This window comes from Acidisoma sp. L85, assembly GCF_009765865.1.
GTDB lineage: Bacteria > Pseudomonadota > Alphaproteobacteria > Acetobacterales > Acetobacteraceae > Acidisoma.
Genome location: NZ_LMUQ01000026.1, coordinates 413,452 through 433,319, shown reverse-complemented (window position 1 = coordinate 433,319; position 19,868 = coordinate 413,452). Strand labels below are relative to the sequence as shown.

Annotated in this window: 16 protein-coding genes and 1 tRNA gene; 10 read left to right on the top strand and 7 right to left on the bottom strand. The window is 63.5% G+C overall.

The features are described 5' to 3' along the window. Positions 1-74: 74 nt before the first annotated feature. The 3 genes from GSQ83_RS07925 (at position 75) to GSQ83_RS07915 (ending at position 3,718) form a co-directional block, all read left to right on the top strand. Complete coding sequence (locus tag GSQ83_RS07925) at positions 75-1,070, top strand: substrate-binding domain-containing protein (protein WP_158802321.1); 996 nt, start codon at positions 75-77, stop codon at positions 1,068-1,070. 141 nt (positions 1,071-1,211) lie between these two features. Continuing rightward, positions 1,212-2,711 (top strand): sugar ABC transporter ATP-binding protein, encoded by a 1,500-nt coding sequence (locus GSQ83_RS07920; protein ID WP_158802320.1) that lies wholly within the window; start codon positions 1,212-1,214, stop codon positions 2,709-2,711. Then, positions 2,708-3,718: an ABC transporter permease gene (locus GSQ83_RS07915; RefSeq protein ID WP_158802319.1), complete on the top strand. Its 1,011-nt coding sequence runs from the start codon at positions 2,708-2,710 to the stop codon at positions 3,716-3,718. Before GSQ83_RS07920 ends, GSQ83_RS07915 begins: the two co-directional genes overlap by 4 nt. An 11-nt stretch (positions 3,719-3,729) precedes the next feature. Here GSQ83_RS07915 and GSQ83_RS07910 read toward each other — a convergent pair whose 3' ends face one another. Genes GSQ83_RS07910 through GSQ83_RS07900 form a run of 3 tightly spaced genes read right to left on the bottom strand, consistent with a single transcriptional unit; the run spans position 3,730 to position 6,936 of the window. Next, on the bottom strand, positions 3,730-4,827 hold the full coding sequence (locus GSQ83_RS07910) for a glycosyltransferase (RefSeq protein ID WP_158802318.1): 1,098 nt from the start codon (positions 4,825-4,827) through the stop codon (positions 3,730-3,732). Continuing rightward, a complete protein-coding gene (locus tag GSQ83_RS07905) occupies positions 4,824-6,200 on the bottom strand; it encodes an ATP-binding protein (RefSeq protein ID WP_254065557.1) in 1,377 nt (458 codons plus the stop codon). The genes GSQ83_RS07910 and GSQ83_RS07905 overlap by 4 nt, the downstream gene beginning before the upstream one ends. A gap of 10 nt (positions 6,201-6,210) precedes the next feature. Then, a complete protein-coding gene (locus GSQ83_RS07900; RefSeq protein WP_158802316.1) occupies positions 6,211-6,936 on the bottom strand; it encodes a response regulator in 726 nt (241 codons plus the stop codon). A 135-nt stretch (positions 6,937-7,071) separates the two neighbouring features. Here GSQ83_RS07900 and GSQ83_RS07895 point away from each other — a divergent pair, with 135 nt between their 5' ends. Beyond that, positions 7,072-7,641, top strand: coding sequence for a hypothetical protein (locus tag GSQ83_RS07895; protein ID WP_158802315.1), 570 nt, complete (start codon positions 7,072-7,074; stop codon positions 7,639-7,641). A gap of 286 nt (positions 7,642-7,927) precedes the next feature. Then, positions 7,928-10,897, top strand: coding sequence for a glycosyltransferase family 2 protein (locus GSQ83_RS07890; RefSeq protein WP_158802314.1), 2,970 nt, complete (start codon positions 7,928-7,930; stop codon positions 10,895-10,897). 136 nt (positions 10,898-11,033) lie between these two features. Here the strand turns inward: GSQ83_RS07890 and GSQ83_RS07885 are convergent, their stop codons facing one another. Continuing rightward, positions 11,034-12,023 (bottom strand): YihY/virulence factor BrkB family protein, encoded by a 990-nt coding sequence (locus tag GSQ83_RS07885; RefSeq protein WP_158802313.1) that lies wholly within the window; start codon positions 12,021-12,023, stop codon positions 11,034-11,036. Positions 12,024-12,268: 245 nt separating this feature from the next. Between GSQ83_RS07885 and GSQ83_RS07880 the strand changes: the two genes are divergently transcribed. From GSQ83_RS07880 to GSQ83_RS07870, 3 genes are all read left to right on the top strand, one after another. After that, a complete protein-coding gene (locus tag GSQ83_RS07880; protein WP_158802425.1) occupies positions 12,269-13,402 on the top strand; it encodes a type III PLP-dependent enzyme in 1,134 nt (377 codons plus the stop codon). 300 nt (positions 13,403-13,702) lie between these two features. After that, on the top strand, positions 13,703-14,875 hold the full coding sequence (locus GSQ83_RS07875; protein ID WP_158802312.1) for a tetratricopeptide repeat protein: 1,173 nt from the start codon (positions 13,703-13,705) through the stop codon (positions 14,873-14,875). Between the two features lie 55 nt (positions 14,876-14,930). Continuing rightward, positions 14,931-15,563, top strand: coding sequence for a class I SAM-dependent methyltransferase (locus GSQ83_RS07870; RefSeq protein ID WP_216849970.1), 633 nt, complete (start codon positions 14,931-14,933; stop codon positions 15,561-15,563). A gap of 217 nt (positions 15,564-15,780) precedes the next feature. On the opposite strand, the gene GSQ83_RS07865 is transcribed toward GSQ83_RS07870, so the two are convergent. Next, positions 15,781-16,911: a hypothetical protein gene (locus GSQ83_RS07865; RefSeq protein WP_158802311.1), complete on the bottom strand. Its 1,131-nt coding sequence runs from the start codon at positions 16,909-16,911 to the stop codon at positions 15,781-15,783. Positions 16,912-17,009: 98 nt separating this feature from the next. Here GSQ83_RS07865 and GSQ83_RS07860 point away from each other — a divergent pair, with 98 nt between their 5' ends. Then, a complete protein-coding gene (locus GSQ83_RS07860; RefSeq protein WP_158802310.1) occupies positions 17,010-17,600 on the top strand; it encodes a hypothetical protein in 591 nt (196 codons plus the stop codon). 39 nt (positions 17,601-17,639) lie between these two features. Here GSQ83_RS07860 and GSQ83_RS07855 read toward each other — a convergent pair. After that, positions 17,640-17,714: transfer RNA gene (locus tag GSQ83_RS07855), tRNA-Thr, on the bottom strand. 136 nt (positions 17,715-17,850) lie between these two features. After that, complete coding sequence (locus tag GSQ83_RS07850) at positions 17,851-18,798, bottom strand: alpha/beta fold hydrolase (protein ID WP_158802309.1); 948 nt, start codon at positions 18,796-18,798, stop codon at positions 17,851-17,853. A 222-nt stretch (positions 18,799-19,020) separates the two neighbouring features. Between GSQ83_RS07850 and GSQ83_RS07845 the strand changes: the two genes are divergently transcribed. Further along, positions 19,021-19,446: a cupin domain-containing protein gene (locus GSQ83_RS07845; RefSeq protein WP_158802308.1), complete on the top strand. Its 426-nt coding sequence runs from the start codon at positions 19,021-19,023 to the stop codon at positions 19,444-19,446. Positions 19,447-19,868: the final 422 nt, after the last annotated feature.

Genomic DNA, 19,868 nt, shown 5'->3' with positions numbered 1-19,868 from the left:
CGATCCCCGGCGGGAAGTCTGCGGAGCTGCCGCCCGGGCGCCGCACCGATCAACAAAGGGCGAAGGGACGGACAATGAAATCACGCACGACACTTCTCGCCACCGCCTGCGCCGCCGTCGTTTTTGCCGGCGGCATGACGGCGTTTTCGGCCGCCCGCGCGGCCGATGATGCGCCGCTGACGATCGCTTACATTCAGAAACAGGGCGACCAGCAGTATTTCGTCGATGAGGCCCAGGGCGCCAAAGACGAGGCCAAAGCGCTGGGCAATGTGAAGGTCGATGTCGTCAACGTGCAGATGGATGCCAATGCCGCCATCAGCGCGATGAACGTGATGGTCGGCCAGAAAGTGAACGGCATCGCCATCGTGGTGCCGGATCAGCAGATCGGGCCGCAGGTCATCGACATGGCGACGACCGCCAATATTCCGATTGTCTCGACCGATGATCCGATCAAGAGCGGCACTGGGCAATTCGCGGCTTTCGTCGGCTTCGATGGCTACCAGATGGGCTATAAGGTCGGCGAGGCGGCGGGCGATATCTACAAGCAGCTTGGCTGGACCGCAGACACCACCCGCGTCGCCGCGCCCTATGAGCAGCAGCTTTCCGTCTGCGCGGATCGGGAGAAGGGCGAGGAAGCCGGCTTCCTCGCGGCGGCAGGAACTGTGCCGACGATTATCAAGATCGGCACCGACAATTCGGTGGTGGACGCGCAGAACCGCACGGCGGCCGTCGTCACCGCCAATCCGCAGATCAAGCATTGGGTCGTCTGGGGCTGCAACGATGAGAGCGAGACCGGTGCCGTGACAGCCCTCGCCAATGCCGGCATTCCGGCCGATGGCATCGTCGGTGTTGGCCTGGGCGGCTATCTCACCTGCAAGGATTGGCAGGCGGGTCAGCCGACCGGCAACAAGGCGGCGCTGTTCATTAGCGGCCATGATGTCGGCAGCGCGGCGCTGAAGGTTCTGGTGGATTCGATCCGCAACAAGACGCCGCTGCCCCCGAAGACCATCGCGACGACGACGATCGTGACGCCCGGCAACTGGAAGAGCGTCATGGGTAGCTGCAGCTAGGGCGGGCGAGCGCGGGGTGGGTCGTAAACCCACCCCCCAACCCCTCCCTTGCAGGGAGGGGGGCCACGCGGCCTGACTTCACCCCTCCCTGGAAGGGAGGGGCCGGGGGTGGGTCAGCGGGCCGCGAGAGAAAGGCGTCCCATGACTGATCCGGTCGTCCTCAAAATGGAAAACGTCGCCAAGCGTTTTGGCGCCGTGCAGGCGTTGCGCGGCGTCTCGCTCTCGGCGCGGCGCGGCGAGGTGCTCGCACTGATGGGCGAGAACGGTGCCGGCAAATCGACGCTGCTGCGGTTGATGAGCGGTGTGCATCAGCCCGACGAAGGCAGCATCACCGTCGATGGCCAGACCGTCATTTTCGCAACGCCCCATGCGGCGCGCGAGTCCGGCGTTCGCGTGGTGGTGCAGGAACCCGAGATCATCCCGGATGTTTCCGTCGCCGAAAACGTCTATGCCGGCGCCCTGCCGCGTCGCGGTCGCCTGTTCGATCGCACCGGCCTCTATGCGCAGGTGGCGAAGGATCTCGCCCGGTACGGCTTCACCGGTGTCATCCGCCCCGAACAGCTTGGCCGCACATTGTCGCCAGCCCAGCGCCAGATCGTCGAGATTCTGCGGGCGCTGACGGGCGGTGCCCGCATCATCGCTTTCGACGAGCCGACTTCCTCCTTGTCGGATCACGAGGTGGAGTCACTCTTCCGCCTTATCACCCAGCTCACGGTGGAAGGAATCGCCGTGATCTACGTCTCGCATCGCATGAAGGAGATCTTCCGCGTCGCCACGCGTATCCTCGTGCTGCGCGACGGCGCCTCCGTCGGCGAGCGTATCGCCGCGGAGACCAATGATGGCGAGCTCGTCCGCATGATGGTCGGCCGCGACCTCTCGGCGCTTTTCCCGCGCAGCCCCCGCCAGATCGGCCGCACGGTGCTGCGCCTGCGTGACGTCACCACCGAGGACGTATCCGGCATAAGCTTCGAGGTGAGGGCAGGGGAGGTGGTGGCGCTTGCTGGTCTTGTCGGCGCCGGACGCACGGAACTCGCGCATGCCGTCATAGGCGACACGCCCATCCTATCCGGCAGTGTCGAGGTCGAGGAGAAGCCGCTTCATCTGCGTTCGCCGCGTGACGCGGTGCGCGCCGGCCTGGCCCTCGCGCCCGAGGAACGCAAGCAGCAAGCGCTGCTCATGAAGCGTTCGGTGCGCGACAATATTTGCCTTTCGGTGCTCAGCCGGTTGCAGAAATTCCACATCGTGAGTCGTGCCGAGGAATCCCGTATCGCCCGCCGCTACGTCGCCGAGCTGCGCGTACGCACGCCCACGATCGAGCAGGAGGTTTCAACACTCTCCGGGGGCAATCAGCAGAAGACGGTGCTGGCGCGCTGGCTGGCCCGGCAGGCCAAGCTTTTGATTCTCGACGAACCGACGCGCGGCGTCGATGTTGGCGCCAAGGCTGATATCTACGCCATCATCGACAAGCTGGCCGCCGAGGGCAGCGCCATCCTGGTGATCTCGTCCGAATTGCCGGAGGTGCTGGGCCTCGCCGACCGCATCATCGTGATGCAAGGCGGCCGCATGCGCGGCGAACTCACGCGCGACGAAGCGACCGAAGAGAAAATCCTGAGCCTCGCTATCCTGGAGGATGCTGCATGACCGCGACCGCAGCCGAGACGGCCGTGTCACATCCTTCCACGTTCCGCCGCGCCCTGGCGACGATCGGCGTGCAGAATGTCAGCCTGTTGCTGGCACTCGCGGCTCTTGTCGCCTTTATCGGCGTGCAGAACAGCAACTTCTTCTACGCCAGCAATATCGCGACGATCGGAACCACCGTTGCGATCGTCGGTGTGCTCGCGGTCGTGCAGACCGTGGTGATGCTGCTGGGCGGCCTCGACATTTCCGTGGGATCGCAAGCGGGGCTCACCTCCGTCGTCTCCGCGATGGTCTTCATGTCGACCGGCAGCGCGCTTGCCGGCATCGCGGCGGCGCTGGTGCTGGGTCTTTGCACCGGGCTGCTCAACGGCGTTGTCATCATCTATGGCCGTGTGAATGCGGTGATCGCGACGCTCGCGACCTTCGCCGCCTATCGCGGCGTGGCGAACCTGGTCTCCAATGGCCGGGCGCAGGGCTATACGGGCATGAACCACTTGTTCGTGTTCCTCGCGCGGGGCGACATCCTCGGCATTCCCGCGCTCATCTGGATTCTGCTGCTCGTGGCGCTGCTGGTGCAGCTCATGCTCCACTTCACGGATATTGGCCGCAACATCTACGCTGTCGGCGGCAATGCGACGGCGGCGCGGCTCGCCGGAATTCCGCTCAACCGCTACATCATCGGCATCTACATGCTTGTGGGCGTCGTCGCGGCACTGGCCGGCATTCTGCTGACCGCGCGCACCGGATCGGGGCAACCGACTTCCGGCAGCCAGGGACTTGAACTTCAGTCGATCACCGCGGCGGCGCTGGGCGGCGTCTCATTGCAGGGCGGGCGAGGAACCATCGTCGGCACGATCCTGGCGGTGATCCTGCTCGGGGTGCTTGAGAACGGCTTGATCATCCTGAACGTGAATTCCTTCTGGCAGGATATCGCGCAGGGCGCCTTGCTCGTGATCGCCGTCGTCATCCAGCAGCGCCGCGCGGGCGGCCGTGGCGTCGGCTTGCCGTAGGCTCTCGCCGCTCACGCGAGCGAAAGCAACGTCTCCTCTAAGGCCGCCGACTGCCGCCGCGCATCCAGATGTTGCACGACAAACCGCCGCGCCGCCGTGCCGAGCACCGCGAGGGTGTGCGGTTCGGCCAATAGGTGTGCGATTGCCTCCGCCAGCGCCGCCGGATCACGCGCCGGAACGATCTCGCCCGTCTCACCCGGCCGCACGACGCCCTCAACACCAGCCTCGTCGCTCGCGAGAACCGGCAGACCCAGCGCCATCGCCTCCACTGCGACGCTCGGTAAACCCTCAGCGTCGCCGCCGCTCGCGCGTAGGCTTGGCGCAACCAGAACCCTCGCCCGGCGCATCAAACGCGCGACCTCCTCGGAGGGCTGCCAGCCAACGAAGCTCAAGCGCGCCAACCCCTCGGCCTCGCGGCGTCGCACCGCCGCTTCCGGTCCGTCACCAACAATGACCGCCGCCGGCTCCTGCCCCTTCGCCCGCAGGAGGTGAAGTGCCGCGATCAAGGTCCCGAGCCCCTTTTTCTCCACGAACCGGCCAACGAACAGCACGCCGTCGCGCGGCTCCTCCGGTTGAGGCTCAGGGATCTCTGTGCCGACCGGCAGGAGTACCAGCTTCTCACGCGGGAAGCCTCGCTCGATCAGCCGGACTCGCACGCTTTCCGACACACAAACGAACAACCGCGTCTGCGCGATCAACCGCGGCAGCCGGCGAGCGAAAACTCCCGGCGGGAAGCGGCGGTAATGGGTGTTCTTATGTGCGTCCCCACCATGGAAAGTGACGACAAGTGGGATCCCAAGCGCCTGCACGATCGGCAAAGCCAGGGCGCCCCCGCGCCCAAACTGTGCATGCAGTGCCATCGGCTTCAACGCTTCGAGGGCCGCCAGGTCCGGCACTAACCCGGCCTCCTTGAAGGCAAGCCGCCGCAAGCCACCGAGCGGGCCTTCACCCCCCAGCCGCCGCGCATCCAAGCCGCTCGAAAATTCGGTCAGGCGGCGGCCGATCCAAATGGGATGGAGCCTCGTAAAGCCGCAATACTGGCGGCGCATGAAACCGGTTTCGGAGGCTGGCAGGATGACGTCGCGATAGACCAGAACCGAGCGGCTCATGCCGGCAGGGTGACTGTAACCCGTGCGCCGCCCTCCGCCCGGTTGGCCAGCACAAGGTCGCCACCATGGGCGCGGCTGATGTCTCTTGCGATCGTCAGCCCGAGGCCGACGCCGCCAGTCTCGCGATTGCGGCTCGTTTCCAGCCTTTGGAAAGGCTGCATCACCCGCTCCATGTCATCGAGCGGGATCCCAGGGCCCGTATCCAGAACCTCGACGCGCAGCATATCGCTGCCTTCCTTCGGCAGGAGCAGCCGGACCTTCGCGCTGTCGCCGTATTTCAGAGCATTGGAGACGAGATTGGTGAGGACCCGCTTGAAAGAACGCCCGCGCAACTGGGCGGTCAGATGGTCCGGCCCTTCGTAACTCAGCCGGTCGATCGTTTCGGGCGCCGCGTCACCCGCCTCGTCGAGCACGGTGCGGATAAGTTCGGGAAGATCGACCGGCGAGAGCGGTTCGGCGGAACTCGCATTGCGCCCGAAGGTGAGGGTGGCGGAGACCATGGCCTCCATCTCGTCCAGGTCATTCAGCATCTTCGCGCGCTGCTCGTCGTCTTCCATGAACTCGGCGCGCAACCGCATGCGGGTGATCGGTGTCCGCAGGTCGTGACCGATGGCCGTCAGCAGCAACGTCCGGTCCTCGATGAAGCGGCGGATGCGGCTCGCCATCGTGTTGAAGGCGGCAGCGGCGGCCGCGACCTCGAGCGGTCCATCCTCGGGCAAAGGCGGGGCATTGACATCGCGCCCCAGGCGCTCGGCGGCTTCGGCGAGGGTACGAACCGGAGCGGTCAGGCGGCGAACGGCCCAGATTGTCAACAGCGCCGCGAGCACGGTCATCACGAGGAAGGCGGCGAGGAAGGCCGGCCCTTGCAGCGCATCAGGGCGCGGCAATGGGCTCGAGACGATCAGCCAGTCTGTGCCATGCGGCATTTGCAGCGCGGTGATCTGCAACCGATGGTCCGGATCCGCCATGAGCTGGATCCGCCGTGGCCGGAACTCGGGGGGCAACGGGAAGCCGGCGATATTGACCAGCACGCTGCGGCGGAGCGACGGGGGCGCCGGGAAGGCACTCTTGGACTTCGTGTCCGGAGTGGGCGCCACGAGGGCTGCGAAGTTGCGCGGCAGCACCAGCTTCGCCAGCCGGGTCTGGCGGGCCTCAGCGGGCACATCCACCAGGTCCCGATAGATCGTCATGATCCGCAGGGTCTGGCCGCGCAGCTCGGCGGCACGGACGAACTCGTTCCGGTCGAGCGTATGGATGCCGAGGCCCAGGCACTGCACGACGACAAGGCCGAGGATCACGACAAGCGCTGTCCGCGCCGCGAGGCTGCGGGGCCAGAGACGTAGGGAGCGGCGGGCGTTGGTCTGCGCGGTCACCAGCAGATGGTTACAGCCGGTCCACCGTCGTCGCCAAGACATAGCCGCCCCCACGCACCGTCTTGATGATCTGCCCGCCACGTCCTTGGTCGTCGAGCTTGCGGCGCAACCGGCTGATGGCGACGTCGATGGCGCGATCGAAGGGCCCCGCCTGCCGCCCACGCAGCAGGTCGAGCAGCATGTCGCGGGTGAGCACGCGGTTGGCGCGATCCAGCATTGCGATGAGGAGATCGTATTCGCCGCCGGTCAGCGGCACCTCGACGCCATCCGGGTTCAGCAGCCGACGCCGCGATGGCTCCAAAGTCCATCCCGCGAATGTCACGGGGCGCGCGACGCGCTCCCCTGGCGCCGGCGATTCGCCGCTGTCGTGCGCGCGGCGCATCACGGCGCGGATCCGGGCCATGAGTTCGCGCGGGTTGAATGGCTTGGCGATATAGTCGTCAGCCCCCAGCTCCAGGCCGATGATGCGGTCGGTCTCCTCGCCCATCGCGCTGAGGACGACGATCGGCACGTCCTCCTGGTCACGCAGCCAGCGGGCCAGATCGAGGCCGTTCTCGCCGGGGAGCATGAGGTCGAGCACGACAAGGTGAAAGGCGCCGCGGGTCCAGGCCCGCCGGGCCTCCCGCGAGTCTCTGACCGCAGTGATCCTAAAGCCGCTCTTCTCAAGAAAGCGTGTCAACAGATCGCGAATTTCGCGATCGTCGTCCACGACTAATAGATGCGGGCGAGTCTCCATGACTTGCAGGTATAGGTCGGCGGCTTAAGGATTGGCAGTAGCTGGCGTGCACTGTTGCAATTTGTCGCGTTCAGGACCGAAAGCCGACACCGAGCGGCGCCAGCTTTGCCTGGTCGATAGACAAAGGAGCCCTTCATGGGACGTTTCGGGACTGCGCTCATTATTACCCTCGCGCTGGGCGGCGCGACACTGGAAGGCTACTCCGCTCGCGCTCAGTCGTCCGAGCCAGCCGCGCCGGCGGCAGCCGCCGCACCCACCGTGCCACAAGCGCGGCTGGGCTCGCCCTCCGGCACACCGGTCGGCATGCTTCTTGCCGATGCCGGCGCGCCTGGCCAAGATGCACCGCCGCCCCCGCCTGCTCCGGGTGGTCCCGCGAGCTGGGTCGGTCCCGGCGGTCCCGGCGGTCCCGGCATGGGGCCGGGGGGCATGCGGCCGCCGATGCGCGGCCTCATCCAACGTATCCATCATGAGATCGTGACCTGGGGTCTGATCTACCCGCAACGCGACAAGCACCTCAGCGTCGCTGACGTACAGATCCTTGCTCAGGCGATCCTGCTCTCCAAAGGCAATCACGACTGGAAGGTGACGGATGTCGCCGGCCAGGCCGACGGCACCATCGCCTTCGCCTATGCCACGAGCGATGGCGGGGTCATCGCGCGTTTCGCCATCGATCCCCATAGCGGCCGCATCAACCGCATCGGCTGACGCTGCACGCTGCCACCGACGCTCTTCTCAACCCGTTCGGGCAGGGAAGAGCGTCACCTGGCCCCCGAGTCGCGGCTTGCCCAGCTTCCGGTGGTGCGCCTTGCCTAGCGCCGAGCCGGTCTTTGATCCCAGGCCCTTATCCGCCTCATCCATTTCTCTGGCAAAATTATCTTCCTAGTCCAGCAGCTTGGCTAAGCCGCCAGGCGTGCGCCGTCGCGGCGGCGAAGGGAGAGGTTGCGCAATCGCCTGCGGGCGAGGGATAGACGGGTTCCGACGGAGGTCGCGCTTGCCGCCAACACCGCTTTCCCCGGGCCTCGCCACGCGCGAAAAGCCCATCGACGCGCCAGTCGTGCAAAGCGCGGCCGAGTGCCTGACGCTGACATGGCCTCCCGAGACGAGGCTGCCCCCACGCATGCTGGCTCTGCTGGATGGGCAGCCCGTCGCAACTCTGTCCCCGCAGCGCGCGGGCGCGGAGATGCGCATCCCGGTCGCCGGAGAGAAGCTGCCCGGTTTCCTCAACTTTCGCGATGCCGCTACGGGTGCGCCCTTGCTCGCGGAGCCCCTGCGGCTCGCATCGATCATCGCCCCTCGGGTCGAGCGGGCCGTCGTTGTCGCCGGTGGCAATCTGTCGCTGGAGGTCTCTCTGGCAAGCCGCCTGCTGTCCCGGCTCCAAATTCGCGGCATGACGGACGACAATGTTCTAGCCGTGGACGGCATCGCTCGGTCCGAAGCCGCGCCGGGCGATCAAGGCAGGGCGCTTTACCGCGTCGTGCTCCCGCTGCGGAGTTTTGCGTCGGTTCCCGGCGGTGCCGCGGTAACTCTGGAAATCGGCGGCTGGCGGATCGATCCCGCCATCACCATCGGCAAACAGCACGTCAACCTCGTCGGCTATGTCGAGCATGCCTCGCAGGAAGCGCTCACCGGTTGGGCCGCCGATCTCAATGACCCCGACCGACGATTGCAAATCGCGGCTCAGGTGGGTGATCGCGTCCTCGCGACGGTCACGGCGGACCACCCGCGCCCAGACCTCGCGAGCATCGGCGTCGCGGCAACGCATTGTGGCTTCCATTTCCCGACGGGCGCCTTCGGCAGCGTCACCGACGGGGAAGAAATCTCAATCGTTCTGGCGGACACAGGAATCAACCTGGTCAATAGTCCGCTCAGGATTAGCGTCTCGGCCACGATCCGCGGCCTCTTCGACACGATCGATGGCGATAGTGCCTGCGGCTGGGTGACGGACCTCTCGCAACCCGACGTGCCCTGCATGGTCGAGGCGCTTTGTGAGAACCGCGTCGTCGGTCGCGCGACCGCCAATGGCCTGCGGCGCGATGTGTTGGAAGCGGGCTGGCCAACCGAGCGCTGCGGCTTCCGAATCATCTTCAGCGAGCCCCTGCACAGTCTCCTCGGCAAGGACATCCGCGTTCGCGTCGAGGGCACGCCGACATTCCTGAACGGCGGCCCGCTGCAACCCCGTCTCAACCCGAACGAGGCAACCTATCTCGCACCGGATCGCGGCATCGCGCCTGCCGCGCTCGCCCGGCTGCGCAAGCTCGTCGCGCGCCGCACCGAGGGCGGTGGCGTCAGCCTCGTCATGCCCATCCACAACACTAAGCGCGAGTGGCTCATCGAGGCACTGCGTAGTGTCTGCACACAATGGTGCGAGCGCTGGGAATTGATCTGCGTCGATGACGCCTCGACCGAGCCGCAAGTTGCCTTCGTGCTCAACTGGTTCGCGCTAACCGAGCCCCGCATCCGCGTCATCAGCTCGCCACGCAACCTTGGCGTCGCTGGCGCCACCAACCTCGGCATCGCGGCTGCCACGCTGCCGTTCGTCGCGCTGATGGACCACGACGACGTGCTGGAACCTGACGCGGTCTATCAACTCGTCATGACGGCGAAGCAGACCGACGCAGACCTGATCTACAGCGACGAGGCGATCACCGGCGAGGACTCCGCGAGAGTTTTGGCCGTGCGTGCCCGGCCCGCCTTTAGCCACGACTACTATCTGTCGCATCCCTATTTCGTGCATCTCGTCGCGGTGCGGCGCGAAGTGGCGCAGCGCGTCGGTTTCGACGACTCGCTGCGGATCTCGGCCGATGTCGATTTCGTCCTGCGAGTGATCGAGGAATCCAGCGCCGTCGCCCATGTGCCGCGCGTGCTGTATCGCTGGCGCACCCATGGCGGCAGCACCGGGCATGGTAAGCGCGACGAGGTGATGGCAGCTACCACCGCGGCGATCCAGCGCCATCTCGACCGCATTCAACCGACCGCGATCGCCAGCGCCGCGCCCGAATTCAACCAGTTCGAGGTCGCCTGGCTGGATCCTGGCGGGCTGGTGCTCATCGTGATCCCGACCAAGGACGGCGTCGATGTGCTGCGCCAATGCGTCGAATCGATCGAGCGCACGGTTCCGGTAGAGGCTTACCGGCTCGTGGTGATCGACCACCAGTCCAAGGAGCCGCGCGCCAAGCGCTACCTGGCACAGCTCGCCGAGCGGCACATCGTCATGCCCTACAAAGGCGCCTTCAACTACGCCGCCATGAACAACCTCGCGGTGCGGACGCACGGCAAAGGCGCGGCCTTCGTGCTGCTTCTGAACAACGACGTGGAGGCGATCGACTCGGGTTGGCTGCAACGGCTGCGGTCGATCGCCGCACGACCGGAGGTCGGCGCCGTTGGCGCCCTTCTCATGTATCCGGACAAGCGCGTCCAGCATGCAGGGGTTGTGGTCGGCATCAATGGCCTCGCCGACCACGCCCTGCGCTTCGATGACGTCTGGGAAGGGGAGGGGCAGCGCGCCCTTGGCTACAACGCCTCGCTGACCGCGCTGCGCGATTTCTCAGCCGTTACCGCTGCCTGCATGATGATGCGGACGAGCGTATTCGCCGAGGTTGCCGGCTTCGACGAGACCTTCGCCGTCGGTTTCAACGACACCGACCTCTGCCTGCGCATCGGCCGCGCGGGCTACAAGATTCTCTATGATGGCCGCACCATCCTCTACCACCATGAATCCGTGACGCGCATCGCGCGCTCGGCGCTGAAGCACCCGAAGGACGACCAGCGGTTGCGGGACGAGTGGAACACACTGCTGCGCGAGGGGGATCCGTACTACAATCCGGCGCTGGAACTCGTCGGCCGGGACCACCGCCTCCGCGAAGGCCGCTGCGGTCCAATAATGCCGCGCGTGGTGCGGCTGAAATCGCAGGCCGCTGCGGAGCCGCCAAAGGCCAAGCCACGGCGGAAGATCAAGGCGTAAAAGGCCAACTGGCGGTGACTCTGGCCCATTACCGTCATGCTCGGCCTTCGCCGAGGATGACGGTTGGGGAGTCGCTCCCAACACCTGGAGGTAAACCCGCCGGTTTCCGGGGGCCTCCCTCTCGTCCGACGCGCCGCTACTCCCTGCGCTCCAGCGCCTTCTTCGCTTTGCCTGGCGCCAGCCGCGCCATCGCCGCCTCGATGCGCGCATCCGTCTCCGCGCTTCTCTCCGCCGCACGTCTCTGGCGACGCTTTTCCGGCGCGCGGACCTGGGCGATCTGCGCGTTGAGTTCCGCGCCGAATAGCACCGCATAAGCGCTCACATAGAACCACATCATGACGCCGACCGCCGCGCCGAGCGGTCCATAGGTCGCGCTATAGCTCGCGATGTTGCTGACGTAGAAGGAGAACAGCACCGACACGAGCAGCCACAGCACCGCCGCCGTGAAGGCGCCCGGCAAAACCGGCCCGACCCCATCGGGATGCGGCGCCGGCCCGATGCGGTAGAACAGCACCAGGATCAGCAGCACGAACACGAATAGCCCCGCGATGCCGCAAAGATGCGCGAGCTGGGCGGTATATTTGGATAGGCCCAGAGCCGAGAACGCGGTGGGTAAGCCCACCAGCACGCCAATCCCCGCCACCGCCGCCAGAACCGCGCCGAAGGTCATCACCAGCGCGAGCGCCTGGAAGTGCAGCATGCCGCGCGTCTCCTTGCGGCGATAGGCGAAATTCAGCGCCCAGATCAGTGATTTAGTGCCCGAGGCCGCCGACCAGAAGGCGATCAGGAAACTGATCACAAGGCTCGCGCTCAGCGTGCCGCTGCGGTTGCTCACAAGCTCGTGCACGCGGTCCGATAATAGCTGGTAGGCCGCCCCCGGCATGATCTGCTTGAGATAGGCAAGCTGCGGTTCCACCGTCACCGGGTCGAAGGCCATGCCGTAGATCGAGATCAGCATGGTCACCGCAGGGAATAGCGCGAGCGTCGCATAGAAGGCGCAGCCGGCGGCGTTGAGGGACATGTAGTCCGAGATCATCGCGACCGCCGTCCGCCGGATCACCCGGCCGCGCGGAGTCTTCAGCTGTCCCTCGATCTCGCGCCGCAGCGCGCCATTCACGATCGGCATCCACTATCCCCGCCCGGCGCCGAGCCATCGCATGCCCTTCGCGCGACTGGTGTGAAGATTCGAGCCTTGCGACGCAAGATCAAGCCGTCTATCTCCCCGACCACGCAGCCACGCACGTGCCTCTGGCCCCTCAGGTCACGCAACGACGTCAAGCGTTCTGGCAAAGCGACGCTAGTTCGTTCGACCGTTTCGCAACCTCGCCCGCCGCCTTTACCCGGCGGGCGCAAAGCACAGGGGCCTTGGCGATGACGCCCAAGATCGTCCGTTTTATCCGTTCCGAGCAGCCGGCAACCCCTTGCCTGGTGCTGGACGTCGATCGGGTCGAGCATAACTACCGCGCGATTCGCGCCGCCGTTCCCCCTGCGGGCGTCTACTACGCCATGAAGGCCAATCCGGCACGCCCGATCCTCGAGCGGCTGGCCGCCCTCGGCTGCGGCTTCGACGCCGCGGGGATTGAGGAGATCGAGGCCTGCCTCGCCGCCGGCGCGCTCCCCGGCGTCATCAGCTTCGGCCATACCGTGAAGAAGACGTCGAGCATCCTCCGGGCGCATCGCCTGGGCATCTCCCTCTTTGCCTTCGACTCGGAGGAGGAACTGCGCAAGATCGCCCGCGCCGCGCCCGGCAGCCGGGTCTATTGCCGCCTGATGGTTGCCAATGACGGCGCCGACTGGCCGCTCTCACGCAAATTCGGCACCTCGGCGGAGGAGGCGATCCGCCTGCTGCCGCTGGCCGCGACCCTTGGGCTGGTGCCCTATGGCGTGTCCTTCCACGTCGGCAGCCAGCAGACCGAGCCGCGCGCCTATGCCGACGCCATCGCCGAGGCGGCGTTGGTCTTCGAGACGCTCGCGGCCCAGGGCCTGATCCTCGGCTTCCTCAACCTCGGCGGCGGCCTGCCCGTACGTTACCGTGAGGAGGTGCCCGGCCTCGACCGCTTTGGCGAGACGATCATGCAGGCGCTCGCCCGCCACTTCGGCCATGCGATGCCGGAGATTGGCATCGAGCCGGGGCGCGCGATCGTCGGCGATGCGGGACTGGTCTCAAGCGAGGTGGTGCTGGTGAGCCGGCGCGACCCCGATCCGGGCGCGCCACGCTGGGTCTATCTCGATATCGGCCGTTTCGGCGGCCTGGCCGAGACGGAGGGCGAGGCTATCCGCTACCGCCTGACCACAGAGCACGACGGCAGCGAAACCGGCCGCGCGGTCCTGGCGGGCCCGACCTGTGACGGCGCCGACATCCTGTATGAGAAGGCCGGCTATCATCTGCCGTTGTCGCTCAAGGCCGGCGACCGCCTCCAGATCGAGACGGCGGGCGCCTATGTCTCGACCTACGCCGCCCAATCCTTCAACGGCTTCACCCCGCTGGCGGAATATTATTTGTAAGACGCGCCGGACGCTGCGTCAGAATCCGCGAGCGGTCGGACATCCGCATTGCGTTTGGGGGGCTCGCGTTGGACGACTGCGGACTCTAGCGGCCGTCGCGGGTGGATCTTCGTTGCATTTTCAGCAAAGCAATCTGTCGCATGCGATAGAAAGATGCTGAGTTGAAATGAATACGATAAAGAAATAAGAAGGGCATCTGCCTTATCGGCGGGGCGGCGTCGGCAATCGCTCGCTACAGGAGCGGTCACCAGAGGCCACCTCGTCAGCGGGACGATAGGCGATGTGGGAGTGCGAACTGCGTTGGGTGCGTCTACGGAATCGGATTACCAACCTATCCTGATAGAGCGTTGCCCTGGCGCATCGAATCTGATTGTTGTTTTTGCATCTTACGAGGGGAGGTGGGATTTCAGGAGCGCACTCGCTGACAAACACGCCCACAAAGTCTTTCTAAAGGATACGACGCGCCGCTGGTATCAGCTAGGAGCCGATGGCTTCGATGGAATAGACCAAGTTGTCGAGTTTCTCCGCGTGACGATCCAAGAACTCGGGGTTCAAAAGGTGTGTACCCTCGGGAGTTCTCTTGGGGGATACGGCTCCCTTATGTTTGGAGATCTTATCGAGGCTGATCACTCGATTGCCTTCGCACCGCAATCTTTTCTTACCGCCGAATTGAGGGCGATGGAACGCGATGACAGATGGAGGCAGGATTTTCTTCGATTTGAACCTGGTAAGTTCGGTGATCTAGGAAAAATACCGAATGTGAGGGCTGGAGAGCGAACAATCATTGTTTCGCAAGGCGTTCCAATTGACATGGTTCACGCCCTTCACCTGTCTGGTTCCCAGAATACTCGAATCCTCGCAATGGAAGCAGGGAGTCACAATCCGGCTCTCTTAATGAAATACAGAGGAACGCTTGACAAGATTCTGAGCGATTTGGTGTTTGAAGAGGAGCCGTCGGACTCTTCCTTTGCCGATTTTGTGGTGCCGGAGATCTCCCTACGACAAGAGATCGACAACTCTCTAGTTGAAATTGTTTCTGACATTATGTCGCAGCTACATAGATCGAAAAGTTTCGAGATTTGGAAAGTTCTGCAAGCGCTGTGTCTGAGGAATGACTGGGCATATGGTCACAACTTGATGGGAAAGTATTATCGAGATCTATCCGAGTTTAGTAAGGCTTCGTCCCACTTCGACCAAGCGATCGCTCTGCGCCCAGAATTCGACGACGCTCTTTTTGAGCGGTCTATGCTGCATATTCGAGATAGAGAGTTCGACGCAGCAGTGTTACTTTTGCAAATTGCCAGAAGAAATGATCCTTATCGAGCGGCCATAAGAGCTCGTTTGGGGCAGGCATTCCTGGGACTAAAGAAACCGGCTGAAGCAATAAGCCAGCTAGAGAGGGCGGTAGCACTTGCTGAGAATTGGGACTTGCCGAGAAAACTTCTCTCTGAAGCCTACCTTCTCCTAAATTAGATCAAAAGCCATCCAGTACGCCCTACCTAAACAAACGAAACTTAGAGGCGTTAGAATGTTGGAAAAAAACGACACAGACTCGGCACGGCGCGACGATTACAGAAAATCAATCATCGGCAAAGCACTGGAGCTGATTCATACCCAAGATTGTCGCGTGCTTCCGAGTCGCTTGCATCTTCTCGATACGTGGAAGCAGAATGCGATAATTGCCGAAATTGGCGTTGCATCAGGCGCTTTTAGTGAGCAAATTTTCGCGAGATGTCAGCCGGCTAAACTACACCTGATTGATCTTTGGGAGGGCGAGCGTTACGAGCGTGGTCTAGTTCGCGTGAGGCAACGACTTTCAAGTGAAATCAAGGGTGGCAGAGTAGTAATAAATCAAGGCTACTCTACGAAAAAACTTGCCGAATACCCCGACCAGTTTTTTGACGTGATCTATGTTGACACAGATCACTCGTATAAGCTCACTTTAGCGGAGCTTCGGCTAAGCAAGCAAAAAATTAAAAGTGGCGGAACAATTGCGGGGCACGATTTCTGCGTGGGCAATGTCGTCGCTCCCTACGTATATGGCGTCATACAGGCAGCGTGCGAATTCGCACGCTCCGAAGGATGGACATTCACATACGTCACGCTAGAGCCACACGGCTTTTGGAGCTTCGCCATGCAGGAGATCGAGAGTCGCCGTTAATCGCACTTATACCAATCGGCTAGGACATTGACCGATCCGACGGGCGCTCTTCATGCTCGGCGAAGGGCGCCCCACCAGGGGCCGAGCATACAGGTCTTGCCTTCGCGCCGTGAGTAAGACGTGGATCCTCGGCCTTCGCGGAGGATGACGTTGGTGGGCCGTGCCAACCCCGGTCTGCTTTGCAAAGGTAGTGGCACAAAAACCGATCGCAACGAGTTCACTTCCCCAACTGCGACGGCGCACCCAAGGCCGACACCTTCCGCTCCAGTCTTGGGTCGAAGTGATCGCGGAAACCCTTGCTCCGCCGCACTCTCAGCGCGAGCGCATCGTAGCCGTGATCACCCGAGACGTAAGCGTAGCTGCCGAAGGCCTCCACCAACACACCGTAGAACACCTGTTTGATGCGCCCGCTTCGATCATGCTCTATGCCGATTCGAGTGCTGCCGGTTCCATCGACATCGCCATTCGCCTCGACGCGGGAGGCGAGCCATCCGATCCCCTTCCTCAGCATGCGCAGGATCCCGGCACGGCCCGCCAAGCTATCCGCCACAACCAAGTAGCGCGCGGCGAAGACGAGTCCGGCGGCCTGATAACCCACATCGAACCCACCTTTCTCCGGATCGACCCCATTCGCGCGCTGAGCGAGCACTCCGCGCCGAGCGAATTGCCCCGAGATAGCGAGAAGCCGCGCATCCCCGGTAAGCTTGCCCGCATCGCCGAGCGCCGCGGCATAAAGCCAGAACCGATGAGCGAATTGCCGATCGAAGACCAACTCCCAATCGCTGTCCAAATTATGCGCGCCAATCCACCACGCCGCTTTCGCGACCCCCGGCACGAACTCCCGCTCATGCGATGTGTCGCCGAATTCTCTCGCGAGCAGAAGCGACCGTCCCAAGGCTTCGATGAACAGGGCGGTGCCGAATTCTGGCTGCTTGCCCTCGGGAAAGCTGCCATCCGGCAATTGGTGGCTCATGCCCCAGCGAAAGATCCGCCAGCCTACGGAACACCAATCGGGCCGGTTGTGAACCAGGCCATACTGGATCCAGTCACCGCCATTGGCTTGCATCTCGATCAACAGGTCGGGCCGTTTGCCGGCCTCGAAATCCCCATTGAGTCCGACAGCGCCGCTCGCAATCGGCTTCCCCATGGGGCCGCGCGGATCCATGCTATCGACTAGCGGACTGGCAACCAGCCCCCGCAAGCTAAGAGGAATCAAGGCCTCGGCTATCGCCGGACACAAGCCCGCGCCCTGGGCGAATAGAATGCCGCCGGTCGCGGTCGTCATCTTCAGGAAAAGACGCCGAGCCTCTTGTCGTTTACTATCCGCTGGATATCGGTCGCGGATCATGGGAAGCTCCAGAGGTGGCGAGTTCATCGTAACCTGCGCCATGTCCGAGATGCCACTAACGATAGGCTAACGGCTCCAGTGACACGCGCAGGCCGCAGGTGAACGCCACCCCGGACACCATCGAAATCTTCCAGCATGTTCGCATTGTCTTGGGCATTGTGCTGGGCCTCAGCATCACGCGGCTGCTCACCGGCGTCGCCCGCCTCCTGCAGCATCCCGGCCAATACAAAGCCTATCCAGTACATCTCGGCTGGGTGCTGATGCTGCTGCTGACGCTCGTACATTTCTGGTGGTGGCAGTTCCGGCTGATCGATCTCCAGCACTGGACCTTCGAGATCTACCTCTTCCTCATCGGCTATGCGATTCTGCTTTTTCTACTGTGCACGCTGCTCTTCCCGGACTCGATCAGCGAATATTCCGGCTACGAGGATTTCTTCATCTCGCGCCGAAAATGGTTCTTCGGCATTTTCGCGCTCACGATCCTCTTCGATGTGGTGGACAGCCGAATCAAGGGCTCGGGTCATTTCGCTGTTTTCGCCACGGAATATCTATTCCGTGTTCCGATCTATCTGGCGCTCTGCGCGATCGCGATCTGGACGCCGAACCGGCGCTTCCACCAAATCTTCGTGGCGGGAAGTCTGGTCTACGAAATCTCCTGGATCGCCCGCCTTTTCAACACTTTGAGTTAGGAGGGGAGGGGGAAGGCGCCTCGGCGCTTGCGGAGCCGCTGGTGCCGGGTGCAGGATTTGAACCCGCGACCTTCGGTTTACAAAACCGCTGCACTACCACTGTGCTAACCCGGCCAAAAGCCAGTCGTTTCAGTCGCCTGTCAGACAGCCGTCCTTTGGCGCCGCAGGCTCTGTGAAGCGCCGGGCGGGGGGCGATGAATACTTTGCGGCGCATCCTCCCGCAAGCCCGGTACGGCGTAGCCGCTCATCGTCATTCGGCCAGGCTCGTCTTCCCGGCACGGACCGCGTTGACGACATCGATGACGGCATCCGTTACCAGGCCGGGCTGCTCCTTCTGGATCTCATGGCCGCTCTTCGTGCGCGTGATGTGCCTGGCCCCCGGCACCAGCGCGGCCAGACGATCCTGTGCCTTTTTCTGTGCTGCATCCGTGATGTAGCCGAAATTGGGGGGGATATCCGCCGGCAACGTGCCATTGGCGATCAGCGCCGGGACTTGCGGACCCCAGGGCCGGTCCGCGGACAGCACAATGAGCGGTAGGAGGCTAAGCGGCGGCGCCGCCCGGACCTGATCGAAGCTGAGGTCCGGGTCGATCCTTTCCAGCGCCGGATAGAGCGCCAGGCCCGCCGCTATGTCGCCTTCCATTAGCTTGCGTTGCGTCGCCCATTGCCGCGGTGTCTCCGCCTCCTGAAGCCCTTCGCTGAGCGCATCGACGAGCACAAGGCCGGCGGCATCCCGCGGATAAGTCTGCGCATAGAGCTTGGCGACCAGCCCGCCATAGGAATGCCCTACAAGCACATAGGGCGCCGGTTCGTGCGCCGAGCCAAGCAGGGCATGCAAGTCGCGCACGGCGTCCCCCGCCGTCGTCGGCTGCCGCACCGGGTCGCTGCGGCTCGGCTGCTCTCCGACAGGTGTTCCTGGGCGGTCATAGGCGCAAACCCGTGTGACATCGGCGACTGCGGAGAAGACCGTCGGCGCCTTGTCCCGGGTGATGTTCCAATCGCCGGCGGAAGCCTTGAGGCCGCCCACCAGCACAACCGTCGGCGAACCGGTCCCGCGGCATTCCAAATACATCTTGCGACCGCCGCCGACATCGATGAGGCCGGCGAAGTTTCCGGCCGCCTGGGACTGGGCAGCGGCTGCCGCCGTTCCGACAATGGATAGGCCGATGGCGAGCGGGACGAGGAGCGCGTTCGGCATCTGCTGGGTCTCCGCACCTTGTGAGGAATCCAAACCCGATAGGCTATCGTTCTTCCCAACCGGTCAATTGCCTGCGCCGCCCGGCGCCCAGCGACCAATGCCCGCCGTGCCGGGTGATGGCTGAACAGGAGAGACCCTTTGCGCTCGGTGTTTTACTCGCCTGAAATCAGGCATTCTGCGCTCAAGGCAAGACCCAACCGAGCCGCGGGCAAAGAGAAAGAGATGTCAGAGATAATTCGCATTGGCGGGCTAGATGTGCGGTTTCTTCAGAGTAAGGAAGACACCGGGGGAAGTCTCGACGTGTTCGAAATGACGGTGCATCCAAATGCTCGCATGCCGGTGCCCCACTATCACGAAAGCTGGGACGAGGTCGCCTGCGGGTTTACGGGCGCGATAACCTTTCGCGTGGCTGATCAGGATGTCGTACTGAATCCGGGCCAATCCATCTTCGTCAAGCGTGGGGTCGTGCACAGCTTCCGAAACGACACGCAGGAGGCCGCGAGTTGCCTCTGCATCCTCACGCCAGGTGTTCTCGGCCCAGCCTATTTTCGCGAAATGGCGACCCTTCTGGCAGGCGGCTCTCCCGACGTTGCGAAGATGAAGGAGACGATGTTGCGCCACGGGCTGATAGCGGTTCCGCCCACATAGTCTCGCGGAATACGTGAGAGGCGCGGTGGCCGGCGCCAACGGATACACCCGCTTGCTATACGTCTCGTCGCCTTCCGGATCGCAGGGAGAGGCGGACAGCCAGTGAGCGACATCTAGTCCTGCCTGCAACCCGCTCGATCGAATCCGTCTATGGCTTCGCGATGTTTGCTGGTGACGGTTTTGTCTTCGGTTTCACATACGATGTCTGGCACTCCTTCGACGGGGCCACGACTTTGCTCGGCGGTTTTTCCTTCTGGAGCATCGTGTTCGGTATAAGACTAAGCAAATAGAAAACGTTTCCATCTTTATGGGTAGATTTGTCCTGCTCTCCCACGCGATGTCCTAGCGGTCGGCAGCCTCCTCCTTTAATCACTTCCAACGAGGTTCCTCCGCTCCGACCATGGGTTGATGCCTGATGGTCT